At 70.1% G+C, this 23,522-nt stretch carries 17 protein-coding genes; 10 read left to right on the top strand and 7 right to left on the bottom strand.

The genetic code is table 11. The annotated features are described in order from the left end of the window. Positions 1-34 precede the first annotated feature (34 nt). Positions 35-2,254, top strand: coding sequence for a M4 family metallopeptidase (locus tag Pth03_RS32270; RefSeq protein ID WP_203948225.1), 2,220 nt, complete (start codon positions 35-37; stop codon positions 2,252-2,254). Positions 2,255-2,354: 100 nt separating this feature from the next. Here the strand turns inward: Pth03_RS32270 and Pth03_RS32265 are convergent, their stop codons facing one another. The 4 genes from Pth03_RS32265 to Pth03_RS32250 all read right to left on the bottom strand — a co-directional run bounded on the left by Pth03_RS32265 (position 2,355) and on the right by Pth03_RS32250 (position 10,751). Then, positions 2,355-5,156, bottom strand: a complete 2,802-nt coding sequence (locus Pth03_RS32265) for an ATP-binding protein (protein WP_203948224.1) — start codon at positions 5,154-5,156, stop codon at positions 2,355-2,357. Positions 5,157-5,377: 221 nt separating this feature from the next. Beyond that, the gene (locus Pth03_RS32260) at positions 5,378-8,701 is read right to left on the bottom strand and encodes a PQQ-dependent sugar dehydrogenase (RefSeq protein ID WP_203948223.1); all 3,324 of its coding nucleotides are present in this window, start codon (positions 8,699-8,701) and stop codon (positions 5,378-5,380) included. 169 nt (positions 8,702-8,870) lie between these two features. Next, entirely contained in the window at positions 8,871-10,010 is a 1,140-nt protein-coding gene (locus Pth03_RS32255) for a sugar phosphate isomerase/epimerase family protein (protein ID WP_203948222.1), read from the bottom strand. A 342-nt stretch (positions 10,011-10,352) separates the two neighbouring features. After that, a complete protein-coding gene (locus tag Pth03_RS32250; RefSeq protein WP_203948221.1) occupies positions 10,353-10,751 on the bottom strand; it encodes an NUDIX hydrolase in 399 nt (132 codons plus the stop codon). A 114-nt stretch (positions 10,752-10,865) separates the two neighbouring features. Between Pth03_RS32250 and Pth03_RS32245 the strand changes: the two genes are divergently transcribed. Next, positions 10,866-11,555, top strand: a complete 690-nt coding sequence (locus Pth03_RS32245) for a hypothetical protein (protein WP_203948220.1) — start codon at positions 10,866-10,868, stop codon at positions 11,553-11,555. Between the two features lie 73 nt (positions 11,556-11,628). Here the strand turns inward: Pth03_RS32245 and Pth03_RS32240 are convergent, their stop codons facing one another. Continuing rightward, the gene (locus tag Pth03_RS32240; RefSeq protein ID WP_203948219.1) at positions 11,629-12,510 is read right to left on the bottom strand and encodes a CPBP family intramembrane glutamic endopeptidase; all 882 of its coding nucleotides are present in this window, start codon (positions 12,508-12,510) and stop codon (positions 11,629-11,631) included. 104 nt (positions 12,511-12,614) lie between these two features. Here Pth03_RS32240 and Pth03_RS32235 point away from each other — a divergent pair, with 104 nt between their 5' ends. From Pth03_RS32235 to Pth03_RS32220, 4 genes are all read left to right on the top strand, one after another. After that, entirely contained in the window at positions 12,615-14,582 is a 1,968-nt protein-coding gene (locus Pth03_RS32235) for a sensor histidine kinase (RefSeq protein WP_203948218.1), read from the top strand. A gap of 50 nt (positions 14,583-14,632) precedes the next feature. Continuing rightward, positions 14,633-15,349 (top strand): response regulator, encoded by a 717-nt coding sequence (locus Pth03_RS32230; RefSeq protein ID WP_239119525.1) that lies wholly within the window; start codon positions 14,633-14,635, stop codon positions 15,347-15,349. A 147-nt stretch (positions 15,350-15,496) separates the two neighbouring features. Next, entirely contained in the window at positions 15,497-16,438 is a 942-nt protein-coding gene (locus Pth03_RS32225; RefSeq protein WP_203948217.1) for an RNA polymerase sigma factor, read from the top strand. Positions 16,439-16,543: 105 nt separating this feature from the next. Beyond that, positions 16,544-17,428: an alpha/beta fold hydrolase gene (locus tag Pth03_RS32220; RefSeq protein WP_203948216.1), complete on the top strand. Its 885-nt coding sequence runs from the start codon at positions 16,544-16,546 to the stop codon at positions 17,426-17,428. Between the two features lie 72 nt (positions 17,429-17,500). Here Pth03_RS32220 and Pth03_RS32215 read toward each other — a convergent pair whose 3' ends face one another. Next, complete coding sequence (locus tag Pth03_RS32215; protein WP_203948215.1) at positions 17,501-18,181, bottom strand: carboxymuconolactone decarboxylase family protein; 681 nt, start codon at positions 18,179-18,181, stop codon at positions 17,501-17,503. A 74-nt stretch (positions 18,182-18,255) separates the two neighbouring features. Here Pth03_RS32215 and Pth03_RS32210 point away from each other — a divergent pair, with 74 nt between their 5' ends. Further along, positions 18,256-18,882, top strand: coding sequence for a TetR/AcrR family transcriptional regulator (locus Pth03_RS32210; protein ID WP_203948214.1), 627 nt, complete (start codon positions 18,256-18,258; stop codon positions 18,880-18,882). A gap of 57 nt (positions 18,883-18,939) precedes the next feature. Continuing rightward, positions 18,940-20,250: a M48 family metalloprotease gene (locus tag Pth03_RS32205; RefSeq protein ID WP_203948213.1), complete on the top strand. Its 1,311-nt coding sequence runs from the start codon at positions 18,940-18,942 to the stop codon at positions 20,248-20,250. A gap of 72 nt (positions 20,251-20,322) precedes the next feature. On the opposite strand, the gene Pth03_RS32200 is transcribed toward Pth03_RS32205, so the two are convergent. Next, positions 20,323-21,270 (bottom strand): DUF2218 domain-containing protein, encoded by a 948-nt coding sequence (locus tag Pth03_RS32200; protein ID WP_203948212.1) that lies wholly within the window; start codon positions 21,268-21,270, stop codon positions 20,323-20,325. 198 nt (positions 21,271-21,468) lie between these two features. Between Pth03_RS32200 and Pth03_RS32195 the strand changes: the two genes are divergently transcribed. After that, the gene (locus Pth03_RS32195; protein ID WP_203948211.1) at positions 21,469-22,335 is read left to right on the top strand and encodes a sulfotransferase family protein; all 867 of its coding nucleotides are present in this window, start codon (positions 21,469-21,471) and stop codon (positions 22,333-22,335) included. Between the two features lie 20 nt (positions 22,336-22,355). Next, entirely contained in the window at positions 22,356-23,504 is a 1,149-nt protein-coding gene (locus Pth03_RS32190) for a glycosyltransferase family 4 protein (protein WP_203948210.1), read from the top strand. The last annotated feature ends 18 nt before the right edge of the window (positions 23,505-23,522 follow it).

Here is a 23,522-nt window from a genome sequence, read left to right as displayed (position 1 = left end):
CGGCGGCATGGGAGGCAGAGAAAGGAAGACGCCCATGAGGCGCACCGCTTTACTCGCGGTGACCGTGGCACTGGCCACGGTCGCCGTCGGGCTCCCCGCGACCTCCGCCGCGGCGCAGGCTCCGGCCGCGGCATCCTCCAGCCAGTCCGACCCCAAGCAGCTCGCCACCGCCGCCGCCGACCGGGCCGTCGCCAGCGGCCTGGACAAGCTGCGCAGACGGCCGGACGAGACCTATCGCCGCACCTCCGTGACGGCGAGCGCGGGCGGGATGTACTCCGTCACCTACGAACGCACCTACAAGGGCCTGCCCGTGGTGGGCGGTGACGCCGTCGTGGTCACCGACTCCAGCGGCCGCGTCCGCGACACGGCGTCCGCGGCGACCACCACGCAGGCCGTGACGACCACGCCCACGGTGACCGCCGACCAGGCGCTCGAGACGGCCAAGACCACGCTGTCGCGGGTGGACGACAACGCCGCCCCGCGCCTGGTCGTCCTCGCCTGGGGCACCAAGCCGCGCCTGGCGTGGGAGAGCCTCGTCTCCGGCATATCCGACGGCAAGCCGAGCAAGCAGCACGTGTTCGTCGACGCGACCACCGGCGAGATCGCCGACAGCTACGACGAGGTGCGCGCGGGAACCGGCAACGGCTACTACTACGGCCAGGTCACCCTCGACACGAGCGGCTCGGGCACCTCCTACTCGATGACCGACCCCACCCGCAGCGGCCTTCGATGCGGCGGCCAGAACGGCTCGGCCTACACCGGAACCGACAACGCGTGGGGCAACGGCTCGGGCACCAACCTCGAGACCGCCTGCGTGGACGCGCTCTACGCCGTGCAGCGCGAGTGGGACATGCTGGGCTCCTGGCTGGGCCGCAGCGGCATCAACGGCAACGGCGGCGGCTTCCCCGCGCGGGTCGGCCTGAACGACGTCAACGCGTACTGGAACGGCAGCTACACCAACTTCGGCCACTCGCAGGACAACGCCCGCCAGGCCACGCCGATCGACGTGGTGGCGCACGAGTTCGGCCACGCCATCTTCCAGACCACCCCGGGCGGCGCCGGCTCCGGCAACGAGAACGGCGGCCTGAACGAGGCGACCGGCGACGTCTTCGGCTCCCTCACCGAGGCCTACGCCAACAACCCCAACGACCCGCCGGACTACCAGGTCGGCGAGGAGCTCAACCTCGTCGGCGACGGGCCGATCCGCTACATGTACAACCCATCCCTGGCCGGCGACCCCAACTGCTGGTCCTCGTCGATCCCGAGCACCGAGGTGCATTCCGCGGCGGGCCCGTTGAACCACTGGTTCTACCTGCTCGCCGAGGGTTCGGCCCCCGGCGGCGGCAAGCCGAACAGCCCGATCTGCTCGGGCGGCCCCTCGTCGGTGACCGGCATCTCGATCCAGAAGGCCGGCAAGATCTACATGGGCGCGCTCCAGCGGAAGACCTCCACCTGGAAGTACGCCAACGTGCGCTCCGCGTCGCTCGCCGCCGCGGTCGAACTGTACGGCGCGAACAGCCCCGAGTGCGCCGCGACCAAGGCGGCGTGGAACGCGGTCAGCGTCCCCGTGCAGTCGGGTGAGCCGACCTGCACCTCGTCGAGCAACGACTTCTCGCTGTCGCTGAGCCCGGCGTCCGGCTCCGTCGCGCCGGGCGGCGCGGCCACCGCGACCGTCGGCACGACGACGACCGCGGGCAGCGCGCAGACGGTCGGCTTCAGCGCCTCCGGGCTCCCGTCGGGCGCCAGCGCGAGCTTCAGCCCGGCGTCGGTGACCTCGGGCGGCTCGTCCACCCTCACCGTCAGCACGAGTTCGTCGACGCCCGCGGGCACCTACTCGGTGACCGTCACGGGCACCGGCTCGACCGGCTCCCACACCGCGACGTACACGCTGACGGTCACCGGATCCGGCGGCGGCACCCGCACCTTCACCAACGGGACCAACGTCACCATCCCTGACCTGTCGACCATCACCAGCTCGATCACGTCGACGGCGACCGGCACCGCGGTCTCCCCGGTCCAGGTGAGCGTGACCATCTCGCACACCTGCGCAGAAGACCTGCGGATCCGGCTCCGCGGCCCGAACGGCACCTACTACACGATCGACACGAGCGGCGGCTCCAGCTGCACGTCCTACGGCACCAGGACCTACTCCGTCCCGGTCTCGCAGCAGGCGTCCGGCACGTGGACCCTCGAAGTGGCCGACCAGTATCGCCTGGACACCGGCTTCCTCGACTCGTGGACCATCACCGTCTGACCCTGATGACCCGCTGACACAGCCGCTCTGACGAGACGGACACCGGCCCCCGGGACCACCCGGTCCCAGGGGCCAGTGTGTTCCGGGCCCGACGGCGGTGTCAGCCGGGAGGTGCGACCTGCGTGCGGGAACGCACGCCGAGCTTGCGCAGCACGGTCGCCACGTGGCTCTCGACCGTGCGCGTCGAGAGGAAGAGCACGTCGGCGATCTCCCGGTTCGTACGGCCGAGCGCGACGAGCCGGGCGACCTCCTTCTCCCGCTCCGACAACACGCCGGCGTTGCCCCTGCGCCCGCGCGGCAGCGGGACGTCGACGCCGATGTCGCGCAGCACCCGCCTGCACCGGGCGGCGTCATGGGTGGCGCCGAGCCGAGTGAAGGCGTCGGCCAGCTCCGTGAACGCCGAGGCGGCTCCGCCGTCTCCGAGCGCGAGCCGCGACCGTGCCGCGCCTTCGCCCGCCCGGGCGGCCGCGTACGGGTGGGGCAGCGCGGCGTAGGCCTCGCGGGCCCGCTGGTAGAAGCCGGCCGCGTCGGCGTGCCTGCGCTCGGCCGCGGCCAGCGAGCCCCGGGAGAGGTCGAGGGCGGCGGCCGCCGCCGGCGCGACGCACCCCGCGATCCCGGCGGAGTATTCGGCGACCAGGTCGGCGGCCGTCTTCACCCGGCCGCTCCAGGCGAACGCGGTGACGGCCGAGGGAACCAGGTAGGCGCCCCACACCCACACGCCTTTGCGGCGCAGCCGGGCGACCGACGCGTCCGCCTCTGCCGTCGCGCGGTCGAACTCACCACGCGCCAGGTGAAGGTCGATGAGCCCGCCTGCCGCCGCCACGGTGATCGGCACGTAGCGGTCGTCGGGCGCGTCGAGCCCCGCCGTACGGAAGTGTTTGACGGCCTCGTCCCATTCGCCCCTGGCGAGCGCGAGCATCCCGAGCACCAGCCAGACGTCCACCGCGATCAACGGCGTCTCGGTGGCCAGCTCGCCGAGCGCCGACGCCCGGTCACGCAGCCCGTCCCATCGCCCGGTCAGCCAATCGCGGCGCACGGTCGACACGTCGAGCAGGTAGGCGGGATATTGCGCGCCGGTCTCCACGGCGAGCCGTCTCCCCTCCCGGGCGAACCGCTCGGCCTCGGCGTACAGGCCCAGGCTGGTCGCCGAGTCGTGCAGGTTGTTGTAGGCGCGGGCGACCTGCCGGCGTACGGCGGTGCGGGGGTCGGAGACGGGCAGTCTGGCGGCGATCGTGAGCGCGTCGGGCGAGCCGACCGACAGCTCGAAGGAGGCCCGGTTGGCCAGGACCGCGGCCGCCACCTCCGGGTCGTCGGCGGTCGCCACGAGCGTCTCGGCGCGGGCCATCCACTGCCGGTGCGTCTCCAGCGACTCGGTGCCCCAGGCGGGCATGGCGAGCACCGCCCACCCGCGCGCCGCGAGCGTGGGCCGGTCGCTCAGCTCCTTGAGGGCGACCAGGATCTCCACGCGGCCCGCGGCGGTGTCCCCCGCCTGGTTGGACAACACGACGCCCAGGTTGAGCCGCACCTCACCACGGGTGGCGCGCGGGAGGAAGTCGTCCCGCAGAACGTGACGCAACAGCCGTACGACCCGTTGGTGTGACAGGCCGGTGGCGGCGAAGCGGCTCAGCATCAGCGCGAGCGGGCCACGGTGGTGGGCGGGAAGGCCGGGATCGCCGAGCATGCCCTCGATCACCTCGACGGCGAGCGCGGTGTCGCCGAGCGCGGCGGCCTGCTGGGCGGCGGCCGTGCCGTGGTGGAGCCAGGCCTCGGTGTCCTCGGCATGCCTGGCGTGGAAGGCGAGCTGGACCAGGGGCGGGGAGCCCACCGCCCTGAGCGCCGTCATGGCCCTCTCGTGTCCCGACCTGCGGTCGGGGCCGGGCATGGCGTCGTAGACGGCCTGTTGCGCGAGCGCGTGGCGAAAGCCGTACCGGCCTCCGGGCTGCTCGTGCAGCACGCCGGCGCGCAGCGCCTCGCCCAGCCCGGCGGAGTGGCCGCCGACCGCGATGATGAGCTGCTCGCTCGCGGGCAGCCGCAACACCGCCGCGGCCCGGACCGCGGCCGCGGCGGGCGGGGACAGCCCGGCCATGCGTTCCGCCATCGCCTCGCGCAGCAGCAGTGGCACCCCCGCGCGGTCGAGCGCGTCGGGCTGCTCGGCGTCGGACACGGATCTGACCGTCTCCTCCACGACGAACGGGATGCCCGCCGTACGTTCGTGCAGCCGGGTGACGAACGCCTGCGGAAGATCGGAGCGCTCCAGCAGCGCGCACGCCAGGCTGCCCACGTCATCCGGGCCGAGTGGCGCGAGCGGCACGACGACGCTGGTCGTGTCCGGGTGGTGCAGGTAGGCGCGGCTGAGAGGAGAGCGCGCGTCGTTCTCCCGCCGGTGCGTCGCCACGACCGCCAGGCCCTCCGGCGGCTGGTCTGTCAGGAATCGCAGCAGGTCACGGGTGCCGTCGTCGGCCCAGTGCAGGTCTTCGATGACGAGTACGGCGGGCCCGACCGCGGCCAGCAGCGCACGGATGGCGCGGAAGAGCCGGTGGCGTTCCGCACGTGTGTCGTCGAGCGGCGGCAGTGCGGGCGGCAGCGCGTCCGCGAGCTCGGGCAGGTGGCCGCGCAGCACGCCCGTCACGGGGTTGAGCCGGCCCGGAAGCCGCCCGGCGATGTCGCGCAACGCCTCGAAGACGGGCCCGTACGGGAACGGCTCCCGGATCTGATGGCAGTAGCCGAGGAGCACCGTCCGGCCTGCGGGGAGACGGGCGAGCGCGGTACGCACGAGCCGGGTCTTCCCGATCCCGGCCTCGCCCTCCAACAGCACGACCGCGGGGGGCCGGGTCATCGCATCGGTCAGGATCCGCAGCTCGGAGGCGCGTCCAACCAGCGCAGGCGAGGGCATACTGCTCATCCACGGCTCCCGGGTATGAGTCGGCGGTATCCCCCGGGACAGTTATCTCCGCACCTCAGCCTGAGGTCAACCCTTGAGCGTTACGCGCTTGTTGCGAATGCGGTCAAGTCAGGGGATACAGGTGCCGCACGTTCGAACCCGGGGAAACGCACACGAGGGTGCTCATGTCCGTCACCGGACGTGAGCACCCTCGTGCTTCCATTCCCTTTCGGATCGGAGGACTACGCCTCGTCCACCTGAGCGATGAGCGCCTCCGCGTCGCGGACCAGCGCGTCACGCGCGGCGGCGTCGGTGACGTTGCTCGGCCTGCCGGCGAACCCGGCGAACCGCTCCAGTGCACTGATCGCGTTTTGCGGCTTGTCCTTGTCCGCCTGCTTCTCGGCCACGTTGAGCTGCGCACCGAGGACGTCCGCGCCGTCGGCCGTGAGCGAGCCCGCCTCGGCGAAGGCGTCGAGGAGCGCCCGCACGTCGGCGAAGGAGGTCGTGACCTCGAACGACACGGTCTTCGTCGTGGTGTGACCCGCCTTGTCCTTCGCGGTGACGGTCAGCTCATGCTCACCGAGCGCCAGCCGCCACAGGGCGACCGGCTCGCCTGAGGACACCTCGTCGTCGTCGATCTTCGCGGTCACGATGTCGACGCCCGACGTCGTGTCCGCCGCCGAGAAGACCGGTGTGACCGAGCCGGAGTCTCCGTACGTCTTCGACTCGACGCCGCTCACCGACAGGGTGGGCGCGGTCTTGTCGATCCGGACCGTGACCGATCCGACCGGTGACACGTTGCCGCCGCTGTCGGTCGCGCGGTAGCGCACATCGTGGACGGCCTCCGCGCTCAGCGTCACCGGGTTGTTGGCGTTCAACCAGGTGGCGCCGCCGTTCAGGGAGTACTGCCGGCTTGACACCGTGACGTTGTCGGTCGCGGTGACGGTGAGCGTGACGTTGCCGGTGTACCACCCGTTGGCCCCGTTCGGCTGGGCAGGGTTGAGGGTCGCCGTCACGGTCGGCGGCGTCTTGTCCGCGATCCCGGCGCCCACGAACGTGAACGCGTCGACGTCCACGCCGCCGGACGAGGTGACATAGAGCTCGCCGCTGCCCGCAGGGGCGTTCGGGAGTGCTGTGTTCACCGTCTGCCAGCCGTCCCCGGCGGGCACCGTGATGGTGGCGAACGGCTCCGCCGACGGTGAGTTCCATCGCAGGGACAACGTGCCCGCGCCGGATGCCCGGGTCGTCACCGCCGTGATGCCCGAGAAGTTCACCGGGTCGTACGCGATCCAGTCGCCGGGGTCGAATGAGGTGACCTTGAAGAGGGCGGACGCCGTATCGTCCGCGACCTCGGTGACCCCGCTGCTCGTGTCCGCGTGCTCGGCCTGCAACGCTTTCGGGTTGATGATGAGCGTGGCCTCGCCGAGCGCTCCCGGGACGCCGCTGTGCCCGTTGTCCCGGTAGCTCACGACCACGACGCCGAAGATGTTCTCGGTCTCACCGTGTTCGGGGGCGTCGGCGGGAGCCGCCCAAGCGCCGGAACATCCCGTTCCGGTCGTCAGCGGGTGAGCGTGGCTGTCGTGGCCGAGGCCGAAGGTCCACTGCACCCGGCTGCAGACGGGATTGTCGCCGTCCTCGGCGTCGGACACCGCGATCCGGAACGGCACCACGTCGCCCCAGTCGACGAAGCCTCCGTCTCCTGGAATCTGGATGGTCACCTGGGGCGCGGTGTTGCCCACGGTGATCTCCGTCGTGGCCAGCCCGGACCTGCCTCCCGCGTCGGTCACCCGGAGCCGGGCGGTGTACTGCCCGAGTTCGGTGTAGGTATGCGAGACCGTCACACCCGACGCGTCGAAGGACCCGTTGCCGTCGAAGTCCCACTCGTACGTCAGCGTCCCGGGTTCCTCGTCGCGCGACGCCGCCGCGCTGAACTCGACAGTGAGCGGTGCCTCGCTGCTCGATGCGCGATCGGTGCTGATCTTCGCCTGGGGCGTCTTGTTTCCCGGCGCGTAGTCGATCCGGTAGAGACCGGCGTCGGGGTTGGCACGGAAGAAGCCGTCGCCGTAGTCGAGCACGTACAACGAGCCGTCGGGGCCGAATTCGATGTCCATCGGGCTGTCGGTGATGGGCATCGCCATCGAGGTGAGTGCGCTGTTCGGCAGGAACTGCTCGATCGCGCTCACCGGCCCGTCGGGGGTGGTCGCGGTGAACGCCGCGAGGTAGTCCTGGGAGAACTCGGCGAAGAAGAACTTCTTGTCCCAGTATTCGGGGAACTTCGTCGGTGACGGGTTCGCCGGGTCGTAGTGGTAGACGGGACCGCCCATGGGCCCCTGTCCGCCTTGCGGATCGAAATCGGTCAGCCCCGCCCAGGCCGCGGGCTGGTGGGTGTTGTTGTCACCGTAGTAGAGGTCCGCCGGTGTCGCGGGCGGGAGCTTGTCCAGACCGGTGTTCCACCGTGACGTGTTCGCCGGACCGCCCGCGCAGTCGAACCACTCGCGCGGTGTGGCGGTCGCGTAGTTCCAGTTGTTGTAGTTGAAGTTGTCACCGGTGCAGTACGGCCAGCCGCTGTTCATGGGCTTGTCAATGGGCGTGACGTTCCACTCGACGTAGCCCATCGGCCCCCGGTTGGGGTCGGGCGCGCCGGCGTCGGGACCGTAGTCGCCCCACGACACCGTGCCGGTGATCGAATCGACGTCCATGCGGAACGGGTTCCGCACCCCCGTGACGAAGATCTCCGGGCGGGTCTTGGGAGTCCCCTGCGGGAACAGGTTCCCCGCGGGAATCGTGTAGGAGCCGTCCTCCTCCACATGAATCCGGAGGATCTTGCCGCGCAGGTCGTTGGTGTTGCCCGAGCCGCGACGCGAATCGAATCCTGGGTTCATCCCGGGGGCGTCGTTGTTGGGGGCCATGCCGTTGGCCCCGGGCGTGCTCGCCGGGGTGTTGTCTCCAGTGGAGAGGTAGAGGTTGCCGTCGGCGTCCCAGTCCACGTCGCCGGCGACGTGGCAGCACTGCCCGCGCTGCGTGCCGACCTTGATGATGACCTGCTCGGTGGACAGGTCGAGGGCGTCGCCGGTCCACTTGAACCGGGACAGCTGGTTGTAGCCCTTCCACTGGTTCCAGTACGACTCGTCGGCGCCGGCGGGCAGGGAGTTCGGCGCCGACCCGGTGGGAGTCGTCTCGGGGTACGGCGCCGTCATGGTCTTCGGCGCGTAGTAGATGTAGACCCACTTGTTCTCGGCGAAGTGGGGATCGATGGCGACCGTCTGGAGGCCGTCCTCCGAGTTGTTGTAAACGGAGAACGTGTTGACGATCTTTGTGATGCCGGTCGCCGGATCGGTCAGCCGGAGGTCGCCCGTACGCGCGGTGTGCAGGACTCGTTTGTCGGGCAGCACCGCGAGGTCCTCAGGCTCGCCGACGTTCTTGGTCAGGGTGATCTTCTCGTAGTTGGTCCACTCCGTGGCCGGGTCGTGTCCCGGATGGGCGAAGGCCGGTGCGGCGCCGGGCAGCGCGAGAGGAAGTGTCGCTGCCGCCAGAAGTACGCCGAGCATCATGCGAGTACGCTTCAATTGCTGCGTCTCCTCTTCCGAGGGGTGACAGGAAAGTTAGGCGGGCCGCCACTCGTGCCGCTGCAACGGTTCGAAGACGTGGCGGTCCGCTGAGACACATCGGGAGCGGCGGACGGTCGCTGTGCGGCCAGCCGCCCAGCGTCAACCGCCCAGTGTCAGCCGCCTTGTGTTAGCCGCGCAGTGCGGACATGTTGGCGTAGCTCAGTTCGGCGTACTGCAGGGACTGACCCGGGTTGGCCGTTCCTCCGGGCGCGTTGTCCTGTTCGTACATCGGGTTGTGGTAGCCCTTGGCTCCCATCTGGGAGAAGAAGGCGGCGTAGTCGATGTCGCCGGTGCCGAACGGGACCATGTTGTAGCCGTCGCCGGTGGCCGGGTTGTGCTTCCCGTCCTTGGCGTGGAACAGCGGGAAGCGCGTCGTCTGGGCCTGCACGACGCCGAGCGGGTTGAAGATGCTTTCCTGCACGGACCCGTCGGGCGCGGTGAAGGTGCGGTACCGGAACTGGGCGACATGCGCCCAGTAGATGTCCATCTCCAGCCAGACGTTCTCGGGGTCGGTGATCTGGAGGAAGTACTCCAGGCGCCGGATGCCCGAGGAGCGGGTGGGTCGGCCCCGTGAATCGAGCGGACCGCTGTCGAGCAGGAAGCTGTAGGCCACGTCGTGGTTGTGCGTGTACAGCTTGATGCCGGCCGCGGTCGCGATCTGGCCGAGCTGGTTCCACTTGTCGGCGGCGACGTCCCAGTCGGCCTTGTACGCGCTGCCGGTGGGGTCGTTGCCGGTGCCCACGTGGCCCATGCCGAGGATGTCGGCGATCTCCAGGTGCAGCTTGAACCGGTCGAGGTCGGCCGGGCTGAGCGGCCACGAGCCGGGGATGAAGCCGTGGTTGCCCTCGGCCTCGAGGCCGTTGTCATCGAGCCAACGGCGCAGCAGCCGGGCTCCCTCGACGGTCTCGAGGTTGGCGCCGCCCTCGGCGTTCGCGTGCTGGCCGTAGCCGGCGAACTCCACCTGCTTGTAGCCGATCCGCGCGAGCTCCTCGAACACCCTGCGGAAGCCGGAGGGCAGGTTCGTCGACAACGGGTCGCGCGAGGTCGCGTCACGGACGGTGTAGAGGATGATGCCGCGCTTGCCGGGCGGCACCAGCGTGCCGTTGGGGCCCGGGGCCGCCTTCGCGGCCGACGCGAGCGGACCCATGCCTGCGACGGTCGCCGCCGCCGTGAGTCCTGTGGTGGCTGCGAGGAACTGACGCCGGTTGAGGCCCAGCCCGCGGCGTAACGCACCGGCGGTCTGCATCTCTTCTTCGTGCGCACTCATGTGCTCTGACTCCATTGGGTGGACGGAATCGCTTGCTTGATCCCCCGATGCCTCTGCCGAGCTGGGTGTGGCTCCTTTCCGGTACGGGACCTCGGCGTACGCTCGCCGCAGCCGCGGCGGTCTCACATCGCGGCGGTGACTCGTTGCAGAGATCTTGACCTGGAAGTTACGCCACTTTTCCCGACATGGGAACGACTTTCGTCGTGATTGATAAAACTTTGTGTTATTCGTGGACAAAGTGTCAGCTCGGTCCCCGTGGCGACCTGGGGGCACGGTGCCAGACGGCTGCGGCGAACAGGTGATCGCTGATCATGGCGGCGGCACCGATGACCCCGGCGGTGGTCAGTGGAGCCGGCCGTCCTGGTGGAGGTGGTCGAAGATGAGCTGGTCGACCGGGGACACGCGATCGCGGTCGGCGTAGGTCAGCCAGACGAGCTCCTCGATCTCGCTGCTCGCCTTCGGCGTTCCCTCGTGGTCGGCGGTGTAGCAGGTCATCCGTACGGTGACACCGCCGGCGTGGCCGTGCGCCTGCGCCTGGAAGGTGCCGAGATGCGCGGCGCTGGCCGGGACGATGGCGACGGCGAGTTCCTCGTCGATCTCACGAACGAGGGTGTCGAGATCGGTTTCGCCTGGTTCGCGCTTGCCGCCGGGGAGGTAATAGACGTCCTTGCCACGCGAGCGGCTGCTGAGGATCTTGCCGTCCCGCAGATGAATCCAGGCGATCTTGTCGATGGTGGTCACGGGTTCGTCCTGTCTGCACGGGTTCCGGGCAGTCGGACGGTACACCCGCGGGAATGTCGGTGGCTCTCCCTAGGGTCGCGGCAGCCGAAGGGATCAAGGCGAAGCGAGGAACCGATGAGTTTCGATCTGGGCGTGTGGTTCGAACCCGCGCGCATAACGGGCGACGCCGCCACGGAGAAGTACGTACGGCTGTGCGAAGGGGACGCGACGGGTTTGGTCGAGCCTCCGGCGGTCGGCGCGTTCCATGCGGAGCTGACGGCCGAGTTTCCCGACCTCGACGAGCTGGACGATGCCGCGGGCTCACCGTGGTCGGCGGCGTTGACGGTCTCAGAGAGCCATGTGCTGATGTCGATGATCTGGTCACGCGCGGACGAGATGGCCGCCCGTGTGGTCGAACTCGCCCATCGCCATGGCCTGGTGTGCTTCGATCCACAGTCGGCGACCCTCCACCTGCCGCCTGCTCTGCGGCTGCCCGCCGCGCTGCGCCTGGAGAGATGCGTGGGCCAGCCGGTGACCGATCCCAGCCCGGACGTGCTCGAACGGGCCGTGCGGCGGCTGTCGGGCTCGAACTGGTTCCTCATCCTCGAAGCGGGCGAGCAGCGCTATGTTCAGATCGGGCTCGGGCCCTCCGCCGGGGTGGAGGCCGGGTGGTTCGCGCTCGAGCACAGGGACGGGTCGCCGGACCGCCATGTGCGGGCTCTCGTCCGGGATCGGGGGCCGCTGGTCACGGCCTTGCTCGGCTTCGCTGCGGGTGATCGTGGCTGGGCCGACGGGTTTTCGTGGACGAAGCTCGACCTCTCCTGACACGAGCCGGGCCGCGCAGGCGTGACGCCGCCCCCGAGACGTCACGCCTGCGTGTGTGCAGCCGCGGGCGCGTTCACGACTTGGGGGCGTTGCGCCACAGGGGGGCGGTGGCGAGGACGACCGCGACCGCGGAGACGGCCGTCAGCACGCCGCCCTCGCCGACGAACCAGCCCGAGTGCGCCGTGGGAGCGGTCATGGCCGCGCAGACGAAGTAGATGGACGCGTTGAGCGTGGCGTGCATGACCAGGACCGGCCAGATGCTGCCGGTGCGCAGCCGCAGCCACACGAGCGGGAAGGCGAGGGCGGTCGTGTCCACCGCGAACCACAGCAGCGCCCACGCCGTCGGCACGCCCTTCTCGACCGCGCCCGGCACGAACAGCATCAGCGGGAAGTGGGAGACCGACCAGGCGAGCCCCACGATGAGAGCGGTGACGTCCTTGCTCCTGGTCTGCGACAACCGCACCGCGAGAACGGAGCTCCAGCCGATCTGCTCGCCGAACGCCAGCACCATGTACGGCACGATGCCCGGCACGAGCCCGAGCAGCACGCCGAGCACGGGGTGGAGTCCGGTGGCCTCGGCCAGGTTGCCGGGGTCGAAGCCCGCGGCCCCGGTCAGCCAGGCCGCGACGTACGCCGGCGCGATGCACAGCACGGGCAACGCCCACGCGAGGAGGATCGTCCGCCAGGGCACACGGCGGAAGCCCCAGTCGAAGCCGCGTAGCCCTCTGCCGCCCGCCAGCCAGGCGGCCAGCCCGGCGATGCCCGGCATGAAGCCGCCGGCGTAGGTGGCGATCTGCGCGGCGATCGGCGCCTCGCTGATCCGGTTGAGGTCGAGGCCCTGCGACACCGCGTAGGCCAGGGACGGGAGCACGAGCGCGGGAAGCACCAAGGCGAAGACCCAGAGTTGGCGCCGGGTCAGATCTCCTTCCCGCGAAGGAGTGGTGATCGTATGCATGACGGCAGTTCATCCGCCCGGCGGTCCTGTTCGCCTGAGCCGGTGGTCCTGCCGGGGTCCCGCGCCCATTGTGAGCAGAGCCGCGGATATCCCACTATGTGCGAATGCGTGCGTATCGATGGCCGTGGGCGATTCCGGGCGCGTCAACCGCCGCCATCCTGGCCGGCGTCGCCCTGACGTCCCAGGTGCCGGTCCCCGACACCACCTACCTCATGCTCGATGCCGTCGTCGGTCTGACCTTCCCCCTGGTCGGAGCCCTGATCGTGACACGCAGGCCGCGCAACCCGCTGGGCTGGCTGTTCTGCCTCAGCGGCGCCGGGCTCGCCCTGCAGGCGCTGGCGGGCGGCTACGCCGTGTACGGCGAAGCGCACGCGTGGCCGGGCACCGCACTGGCGGCGTGGGTGGTGAACTGGGTGTTCTTCACCGGGTTCGGCCCGTTGTTCCTCCTGCCGATCCTGCTGCCCGACGGCCGGCCGCCGTCGCCGCGATGGCGCTGGGTGCTCGCGACGCTGGTGGGGGCGGCCGCCGTGCTGCAGGTCCTCCTGATGTTCAGGGACCGGATCTGGGTGTGGGGCAGGGAGGACCCCAATCCGCTCGGCTTCGTCCCGACCGGCCTCGCCTCGGCGTGGTTCGCCGTGGTGATCGTCGCCATGGCCGTCGCCGGCGTCGTCGCGCTGGCCATCCGGGTGCGCTTCGCCGAAGACCGGCGTCAGCTCCTGCCCGTGCTCGCGGCGGCCCTCGCCATCGCGGTCGCGGTCGTGGTGGACGCGACGCCGCCGGATGATCTTCCCCTGCTCGGCGTGTGGCTGGAAGCCCTGACGCTGCCGCTGCTCCCCGCCGCGACCGCCGTCGCGATCTTCCGGTACCGGCTGTTCGACGTCGAGGTGCTGATCCGCCGCACGGTGGTCTACGTCGTGGTCACCGGCGTGCTGCTCGGCGCCTACCTCACGACGGTCGCCACCTTCGCCGCGCTGCTGCGCGAGCACGACGGCGTGCTGGAGCCGCTGCTGGGCACGGCGGTGGTGGCGGTGGCGTTCGCGCCGGCACGCCATGCGGTGCAGCAGGCCGTGGCCCGTCTGCTGTTCGGCAACCGGGGCGACCCCGCGGCGGCGTTGTCCCGGCTCGGCCAGCGGCTCGAGGCGTCGGCCGACCCGACGCGGCTGCTCGACGGCGCGGCGGAGACCGTGGCGCACACGCTCCGGCTCCCGTCGGTCGCCGTCATGGCCGCCGACGGTTCGCCCGTGTCCGTCGTCGGCGGCGTGCCCGAGACGGGCGTACGGCTCCCGCTGCTCAGCGGCGGGCACCTGGAGGGTGAGCTGCGGGCGGCCCCGCGCTCGCCGGGCGAGGAGCTGTCGCCGCTCGACCTGGCGGTGCTCGACGACCTGGGCCGCCACCTGGCGGTCGCCCTCGCCGCGGTACGGCTGGCCGGCGAGGTGCAGGCGTCGCGCGAACGGCTGGTCATCGCGCGTGAGGAGGAGCGCCGCAGGCTCCGTCGCGACCTGCACGACGGTCTCGGCCCCGGCCTCGCAGCCATCTGCATCCGGCTGGATCTGATCCGGGCCACCGCTCCCGCCGGGCTCAACGACACGCTGAGCAAGGAACTGGGCGAGGTGCGCCAGCTCACCCACGGCATGGTCGGCGACATCCGCAGGATCGTGAACGACCTGCGGCCGCCCGCGCTGGACGAGCTCGGCCTGGGCGGCGCGCTCGAAGACCTCGTCCTGGACACCGCGCCCGACCCCGGCTCAGGCCCGGTCGTCGCCGTACGGGTTCCCGAACCCCTGCCCGACCTGCCCGCGGCGGTGGAGGTGGCCGCCTATCGCATCAGCCAGGAGGCGCTGGCCAACGCGCTCAGACACGCGGACGCCTCAAGCGTGGAGATCTGCGCCAGGGCCGAGCCGCAGCAGCTGCTGCTGGAGATCCGCGACGACGGCCGCGGACTGCCCGACACTGTCGTCGAAGGAGTCGGGTCGGGCAGTATGCGGGAACGCGCCGCCGAGCTCGGCGGCCTGTTGCGAAGGACGTCCAGCCCGGGCAAGGGCACGATCGTTGAGGCGGTGCTTCCCCTATGAGCTCCGGCGCTTCCCCCGGCGCTTCCTCTCCGGACCCCGGCGCTTCCTCTATGAGCTCGGGCGGCCCGGATCGCTCCGCCGCGTCGCCGGACCCCGGCGCTTCCTCTCCAGCGGATGCCGAGCCTGCGGGCGGCCCGATCCGTGTGCTGCTCGTGGACGACCATCCGCTGCTCCGGCACGGGTTGCGTGCCCTGCTCGAACAGGTCGGCGGGGCCGAGGTGGTCGGTGAGGCGGGCTACGGCGAGGAGGCGGTCGCACTCGACCTGGCGCTGAACCCGGACGTCGTCGTGATGGACCTGGTGATGCCCGGCATGACGGGCATCGAGGCGACCCGGCGGCTGATCGACCGCCGCCCCGACCTCGGCGTGCTCGTGCTGACCATGAGCGAGGACGACGCCTCCGTCTTCGCCGCGTTGCGCGCCGGCGCGCGCGGCTACGTGCTCAAGGGCACCGACGGCGCCGACTTCCTGGCCGCGGTACGGGCCGTCGCCAAAGGAGAGGCCGTGTACGGCCCGGCGGTGGCCCGGCGCATCCGGCGTTTCCTCACCACCGGCCCGGCGAGCGGGCCCTTTCCCGAGCTGACCCAGCGGGAGCGGGAGATCCTCGATCTGCTCGCCTCGGGCAAGTCGAACGCCGAGATCGCCCGCGGGCTCTTCCTCAGCCAGAAGACCGTCAAGAACCACCTGACCTCGATTTTCGCGAAGCTGCAGGTGGCCGATCGCGCCCAGGCCGTGGTGCGGGCACGGCAGGCTGGTCTGGGCGACTGACGTCAAGGTAGCCTCGCCGTACCAAGAAGGGCGATATATGCCCCTTCGTCCTATTTTTGGCTGAAATATCTCGGCCGAGTTGTCGAACTTTCCGGAGGGCCGCCGCATCCAGTGGGGGGCGCCGCGCGCGCCGGAAGGGAGATCGGTGTGCTGACGGAGTCGGATGTCGAGTTGGTGCTCGCCGCGCAGTCGGGAGACGCGGCGGGCCTCGGGGTGCTGCTGTCGCGCCACATGGCCGGCATGCAGGCGGTGGCGCTGAGCCTGCTCGGATATGGGCCGGACGCCGAAGACGCCGTCCAGGACGCCATGCTGGTGGCGGTGCGGCGCATCGGTGACCTGCGCGACCCGGCCGCCGCCGGGCCGTGGCTGCGGACCGTCGTCCGCAACGTGTGCAGGATGCGGCTCAGGGAGTCGCGCGCACTGCCGTACGGGGACATGGAAGCCCTGGGCCTGCCGTCGGCCGAACCGACGCAGGAGGAGTTGCTCGACGGCGGCTCGATGCGCGACTGGGTGTGGCACGCGCTCGGAGAGTTGTCGGAACCGATCCGCCTGGTGGCCCTGTTGCGGTACTTCAGCGACGTCTCGTCCTACGACCAGATCGCCGAGCTGTGCGGCGTGCCGGTCGGCACCGTCCGCAGCCGGTTGAACCAGGCCAGAGCCAAGCTCGCCGACGCGCTGAGGGCCACCGCCGACCTGGCGCACGACGACTCGGCGTCGTTCACCAGGGCCCGCCGGCAGGAGGCCGAGGAGATGATGGCCGCCGCCCAGCGGGGCGCCTTCGCCGACGTGGTGAAGGAGCAGTGGTGGCCCGAGGCCGAGTTCGTCGGCCCCAACGGTGAGCGGCCCGGCCCAGGAGGCGGCTCCGGGCGCGACTTCGCGGTCTGGGCGATGGATTTCGACCTGTCCAACGGTGTCCGACAGCGCATCTCCAACGTGGTCGCCGGCCGGGATCTGACGATCTGGGAGGCCGAGTTGATCAGCCCGCCCGACAATCCCGATCACTGCCCGCCCGGCGTGGTCTGGCTGCACGGTTTGCGTGAGGGACGGGTCCGGCGGTTGCGGCTGTTCCATCCGCGCCCCGCGCTCTGAGGTAAAAAACACGACCGGCGAGCGAACTTCTCCCCGGGCCCCCGCATCTGGTCGGCGACAGATCAGGCCCGCTCCCTGAGGAGCGGCGGTTTCGGGGAGATCCGAATGAACATCGCCACGCCCACGCTTTCACCGGGCACGCACGAGATCGACGTCGACGGCGTGCGGCAGGTCTTCCACGTCCACGGCGCAGGGCCGGTGTGCGTGGCCCACTCCGGCGGCCCCGGCATCGGCTGGGAGTACCTCCGCATGCCCGCACTCGAGCGGCACCTGACCATGGTGTATCTCGAACCGGTCGGCACCGGGGCCTCGGGCCGCCTGGCCGATCCTCGCAACTACCGCCTGGACACCTACGTGCGATTCCTCCACGCCGTCGTCGAGCACCTCGGCCTACCGGAGGTGTTCCTGCTCGGCCATTCGCACGGCGGGTTCGTCGCCCAGCGCTACGCCCTTGAGCACGGGGATCGGCTCTCCGGCCTCATCCTCTTCGCGACCTCGCCGGTCACCGGTGAGGAGTTCTGGGCCGCGGCGATGGCCAGTGTGGGCCGCTTCCCCGAACTCCACCCCGACTGGCCCGAGGCGGCAGAGATGCCGGGGGCGTTCCAGGAGGCTCTGGCCGCTGCCGACGACGACGCCTACACCGGCGCCCTGCGCCGGATCCTCCCGCTCTACTTCGCCGACTACTGGGCCCGCGAGAGCGAGTTCGCTGCGATGCGCGGCGCCGTACGCGCCTGGATCGACCCGATGCGCGGGGAGGAGCCGGCGCCGTTCGACGTGCGGGACGCCCTCGGTTCGCTCGCTCCCCCTGCGCTGGTCGTCACCGGGGCGCACGACTTCATCTGCGGCACCCGCTGGGCCCACATGCTGCACGACGGCATACCGGGCTCCCGCCTGACCGTGCTGGAGGGCAGCGGCCACATGGGCCATCTGGAGCAGCCCGCGGAGTTCACGGACGTCATCGCCCGGTTCGTCGCGGAAACACGGCCGTGACTCCGTGATCGCCGTGACCGTCGGCCCGCCGTACGAAGGAGCACGGCGGGCCGCCGTTCCCGCGCAGGCGGGTCAGCCGAAGACCGATCCGGTCTCGGTGAACAGCGCGTCGAGCACGCGGAGCCCGCGCCACGCCTTCGTCATGCCGAACTGCGCGGAGAACCGCACCACGGCACGGACGTCGTCGGGCGTGGCCCCTGCGCCGAGCGCCCGGGTCACGTGCAGCCGGAAGCTCTCCTCCAGCGTCTGGTACAGCACGTCGACGGTCACGGTGGCGAACGCGCGCTCACGTACGCTCAACCGCCGCATGCCCGCGCGCATGCGTGACTGCAGGTCCATGTAGTCGGCGAAGCGTGCGTCCAGGTTGCGTACGGCCTGCCTCGCGGATGCGGGGATGGGGCTCCCCGAACCCTCGGCGTTCACCTCATGGCCCTGCCCGGTGGGACCGGCCAGGCCGTGTTCCCTCTCGATGGCGGTCACGCGGGTCAACGCCTCGATCGCCGCAGGGTAGCCGCTGTCGTAGGCGATGAAGCGCAGCAGCTCTCGCAGGTCGTCGGCGGAGACGCCGTGTTCCCTGCCCATCGTCACGTGCAGCTCGAACGGCAGGCCGAGGGTCTGCTGGCAGACGTCGGCCACGACCGACAGCAAGACCTTCTCCCGCGTCGTCAGCTCCGGGGTCTCCTCCCACGCCTTGTGGTAGGTGGCGGCGGTCATCTCCGCGAACACGGGGTCCAACTCCTTGACCTGATCCATGGGCTCCCCTTCTAGGTGAACAGCTGTAGCGCTACAACCGTAGCGCAACGATCGTCCCCCTACAATGGCGAAACATGGAGGCGACATCCGCCGGAAACGGCACACAGCGGAGCGGCCGGGGCCGCAACCCGCGCGGCCAGGGCGAACGGCTGCGCGACGACATCGTCTCCGCCGCCATTCGAATGCTCGACGAGCTCGCCGACGACCAGGCCCTGTCTCTGCGGGCCGTGGCGCGCGAGGTCGGCATCGCCGCGACCTCGGTCTACATCCATTTCGCCGACAGGGACGCGCTGGTGCTCGCCGCCCTGGAGCGCTTTCACCGCGACCTCGTTCAGGCCGTCGACCAGGCGGAGGCCGGCTCCGCCGACCCGGTGACCGCACTGCGCGCCCGCGTCTTGGTGCTGGGTACATGGGTCCAGCGGCACCCGGGCCTCTACAAGGTGCTCCACGAGAGCACGCTCAACCAGCGCGCGGCCATGTCGTTCAAGCAGGAGTTGGGCGAGCGCACCACCGCCGCGGTCCGGCGATGCATGGACGCCGGACTCGCCCCCGCCGACGACGCCGCGACGGTGTCACTCGACCTGCGGGCGGCCGTCCACGGCAGCGTGTCGATGCGCGTCAACCAGCCCGACCTCCCGTGGCCGCCGCTGGAGGACCAGATCGACCGGTTCCTCACCAAGCTCGTCGGCGTCACGCTGTAGCGCACCGTTCGTACCGGGTTCAGCGGCACAAGCCGCGCCCGCGGCATGATCATCGCCATGACGTCGCCCCCCACCGCGCCCGCCGGCAACCTGTGCCCCTCCTGCTCCTCCCCCGTCCAAGAGGACCCGAGGTTCACCTCGTGGTGCCCGGCGTGCAACTGGAACGTCGACCTCGAACCTGCCGAGGAACGTCACGGGCGCTCAGCCCGGCGGCACGAGGCCCGGCGGACCTCCGACCGCGCGGTCGTCGAACGCCTGTACGCGGAGGTGTCCGACTCGACGGACGCGCGCCCACGGCACGACAAGGAGCATCTCGCCGCGATCACCATCGCCGGAGCTGTGCACCTGGCCACCCTGCTCCTTGCGGCCGGCTCGGTATGGCTGCTGGTCGCAGAAAACCCCTGGGTCAAATTCCTCGGACTGGTGGGGCTAGCCGTCACTTTCGTCGTCCGCCCGCGTTTCGGCCGTTTCAAGCGAGACAAATGGTCGTTGAGCCGTGACGAGGCGCCCCGCCTGTACGACCTCGCCGACCGGGTGGCCACAGAGATAGGAGCGCCGCCGATCGACCTGATCCGGGTCACACCCGAGTTCAACGCCTCGTACGGGAGGACGTCGCTGAGCCGTCGCAGCATTCTCACCATCGGACTGCCCCTGTGGGAGTTGCTCGAGCCACAGGAACGCGTCTCAATATTGGGTCACGAATTCGGGCATGCTCGCAACGGTGACACCCGCCGTGGCATATGGCTCCATTCGGCGGAGAACGCGCTCGTCCGGCTGCTGCACATCACCTATCCCGGCAGGACGTCCTTCCATTCGGACCTGACCAGCGTGATCGCCGACTGGGTGGTCAGTGTGATGCTGTTCGTCCCCTACAAGGTGACCGGGCTGGTCCTCAGCCTGCTCCGGCGCTTCACCCTGCGGGCCGGCCAGCGGGCCGAATACCTCGCGGACGACCTGGCAGCGCGGGTCGGCTCGTCGGCGGCGTCCCGGTCGGCCCTCGCAACCCTCGTCCTCGGACCCAGCGTGGAGCTCGCCCTGCAGCGAATGGCGCTCGCCCCGCAGAAGGGCGGACCCGTGCGAGCCGGATCACGCGACGCGGAGCGCCAGGACCTGTGGGAAAAGCTCCGGGAGTTCGTCGCCTCGATCCCCGAGACCGAGCGCCTCCGGCGCTTCCGGGCGTCGGCCCTCCACATGACGGCAGTGGACGAGAGCCATCCGCCCACCCACCTCCGGGTGCGTCTGGCCGCCGAGCGCCCGCCGGTGGACGGCGCGATCATCCTCGCCGAGCCGGAGATCACCGCCCTCGAGACCGAAATGGCGCCGATTCGCGCCCGGGTCGCCCGGGCCGTGCTCACGTCGAGCTTCTGACCGCACGCATGGCCGGGCCGCCGCGACCACATGACGGGTCATGCGGTCGCGGCGCGAAACGCCCAGGCAGGATCATCGCCTGCGGGCGAGCGTGACGCCGTCGCGCACCGGCAGCATCACCACGTCGACCCGATCGTCGGAGACGAGCAGATCGTTCAGGCCGCGCATCACCTGATGGCGCTCTTCCTGGTACGCCGGGTCGGCGACGCGGCCACCCATGAACACATTGTCCAGGACGACGAGACCACCCGGCAGCAAGCGCTGGACGATCTCCTCGTAGTAGTCCGGATATCCCACCTTGTCCGCATCGATGAAGGCGAAGTCGATGTACGGCTCGGCGGGAAGCGCCCGCAACGTCTCGATCGCCGGGCCGATCTTCAGGTCGATGCGGTCGGCCACGCCCGCACGCTCCCAGTAACGCCTGGCGACAGAGGTCCATTCGTCGCTCACATCGCAGGCGAGAAGCCGGCCGCCGTCGGCCAGACCCCGGGCTATGCAGATCGAGGAGTAGCCGGTGAACACCCCCACCTCGACGGCGCTCCGCGCCCCCACGAGGCGGACCAGCATGGTCAGGAAGGCTCCCTCGTCGTGGGAGATCTGCATGCCCGAGACTTCGCCGGTGGTCTCCCGCGTCTCGGCGACCAGGTCATGGAGCACGTCGTCGGCGGGCGTGCAGTGCGTGAGCAGATAGTCGCCCACGACGGGGTCGAGGATCTGCATGGTGGCCGCGTCGGCAGGCGCCGTCCAGGCGACGTCGAGCGTCTCCTGCGTGGCGAAACGCAGGAGGTGACGGGTGACGACATCCTGAACCGCTGCGACGGCCGTGGCGTCCCCGGCCGCGACGATCAGCTCAAGGTGGCCGACCGACGGCGCCAGCACGCAGGTCCCCGCATCGAACGTGATGGTGCCCCGGCCGTCGCCGGTGAGCTGCGCCGTGGCTTTGTGGCCCAGGTGCGATATGAGCTGCTTGATGTAACGGTCAGGGCGAGCGGTTCGGACGAGTGCCGTCGACGTGGGCATAAAGGTCCTTCAGGTCGAAGAGGGGCCGCAAGATCCGAGAATATTCGACACTTTGGCGAGCCCGTCTCCCGATGACGAGTGATTAATTGCAGTTAAAAGATAGGAATATAGGGTTTCCGCCGTACATGTGAACTTCCTGAGAGTTCTCCCGGTGGACTCCACATGAATTCTTAGGAAAAAGAAGTAGTCTCTTCCGTTATGGCCTGGCAACGGAAGGTCAACAATGCCTTCGTCAAATACGCGGGATTTCAGCTAAACAGAGTAGGAAAAGAGGATTCGGCTCCCGAGCCGGAGGAGGAGATCCGGCCGCCCGCAGAGCCGGCGATCGATCGGCTGCTGGTCGCGCCCGTCTTCATCCTGTCCCCGGTGCGCTCGGGCTCCACTCTGCTGCGGGCGATGCTCAACGCACACCCGATGTTGCACGCCCCGCACGAACTCCACGTACGACGCCTGCTCGTGAACTTCGGCACCCCGCTGGCCGAGACGGCCATGGACGCCCTCGGCCACAACAAGACAGATCTGGAGCATCTGCTGTGGGACCGGGTGCTCCACCGGGAACTGACCAAGAGCGGCAAACGGTTCATCGTGGACAAGACCCCGGCCAACGCCTTCGCCTACCAGCGCATCTCCACCTGCTGGCCGGACGCGCGTTTCATCTTCCTGCTACGCCATCCCGCGTCCATCGCGGCCTCCTGGCATGAGGCCGACCCGGAAAAGCGCACACCCGAGGAGGCCGCGATCGACGCCTTGCGGTACATGAAGGCGGTTCAGCGGGCGCGCAAGGCGTTGCCGGGCCTGACCGTGCACTACGAGGACCTGACGGCGGAGCCGGAGAAGGAGACCCGCCGCATCTGCGACTTCCTCAACATTCCATGGGAGGCGGAGATGCTGACCTACGGCTCGCAGACCGTGCTCGAGAAGGGGCTCGGCGACTGGAAGGACAAGATCCGTTCCGGCAGCGTGCAGCCCGGCCGCGACCTCCCCGGTGAGGAGGAGATCCCCGAGGTGCTCCGGCCGATGTGCGTGCGCTGGCGCTACCTCCCCCGTACGGCGGAGCCCAAATGAGCCCAGAGCACGGTGGATCGATGACGATCCGCTACATGCTCCTCCACGCGTACGGCATGGGCGGCACCATCCGCACGGTCGTCAACCAGGCCAACGCCATGGCGGCCGCCGGCCACCGGACGGAGCTGATCAGCGTGGTCCGCCGCCGTGACCTGCCGCAGTTCGACATCGACCCCCGGGTCGGCGTCACGACGCTGGTCGACCAGAGAGACGGTGTCCGCGCCGACTCGGCGGGCCGCCGGGCCTGGCGGGTGATCCGGGGCAGGATCGTCCCGCCCGGGGAGTTCAAGGCCGGCTACTTCACCGAACGGGTCGAACGCGCCGTCATCGACTACGTCTCCGGCCTGAGAGACGGGATCCTCGTGACCACCCGGCCCGCGCTCAACCTCATCTCGGCCCGCCGTACGCCGGAGAGCGTCATCCGTGTCGCGCAGGATCACATGAACCTGGGCACCTACCCCGCCACCGTGCGGGACGCGATCGCCCGGCACTACCCGCGATTCGACGCCGTTGTGACTCTCACCGAGACCGACCAGGCCGAATACCGGGAACTGCTGCCCGGCACCTCGGTCACCTGGATACCGAACGCGGTCCACACGCTGAGCCGTACACGGTCCCGGCTGGAACGGCCGCTCGTCGTCGCGGCCGGCAGGCTCGTCGCCCAGAAGGGCTTCGACCTGCTCATTCCGGCGTTCAAGCGGGTCGTGGAGCATCACCCCGAGTGGCGTCTGCGCATCTTCGGCACCGGCCGGAAGAAGGCCGAACTCGCCGCGCTCGTCGACGAGCACGGGCTGCGCGACAGCGTCACGCTGATGGGCCGCAGCGACCGGTTGCATGAGGAACTGGCTGAGGCGTCGATTTACGCGCTCAGCTCCCGGTTCGAGGGGCTCCCGATGGTGATGATCGAGGCGATGAGCCACGGGCTGCCCGTGGTCGCGTTCGACTGCCCGACCGGCCCCGCCGACGTGCTCACCCATGAGACCGACGGGCTGCTCGTGCCTCCTGGCGACGTCGAAGGGCTGGCCGCGGGCCTCGGCCGCCTCATCGCCGACCGCGACCTGCGCATCAAAATGGGTGCCGCGGCCGCCACGACGGCTTTACGGTATTCCCCCGAGACCGTGATGCCGATGTGGGAGAACCTGTTCGCCGGCCTCGCCGCGAACCGCTGACGCCCGATCGGTCCCGGC

The sequence above is a fragment of the Planotetraspora thailandica genome, from assembly GCF_016863335.1.
Classification (GTDB): domain Bacteria; phylum Actinomycetota; class Actinomycetes; order Streptosporangiales; family Streptosporangiaceae; genus Planotetraspora; species Planotetraspora thailandica.
Note: the sequence above shows the minus strand (reverse complement) of the source record. Positions and strands in the feature narration are given on the sequence as shown.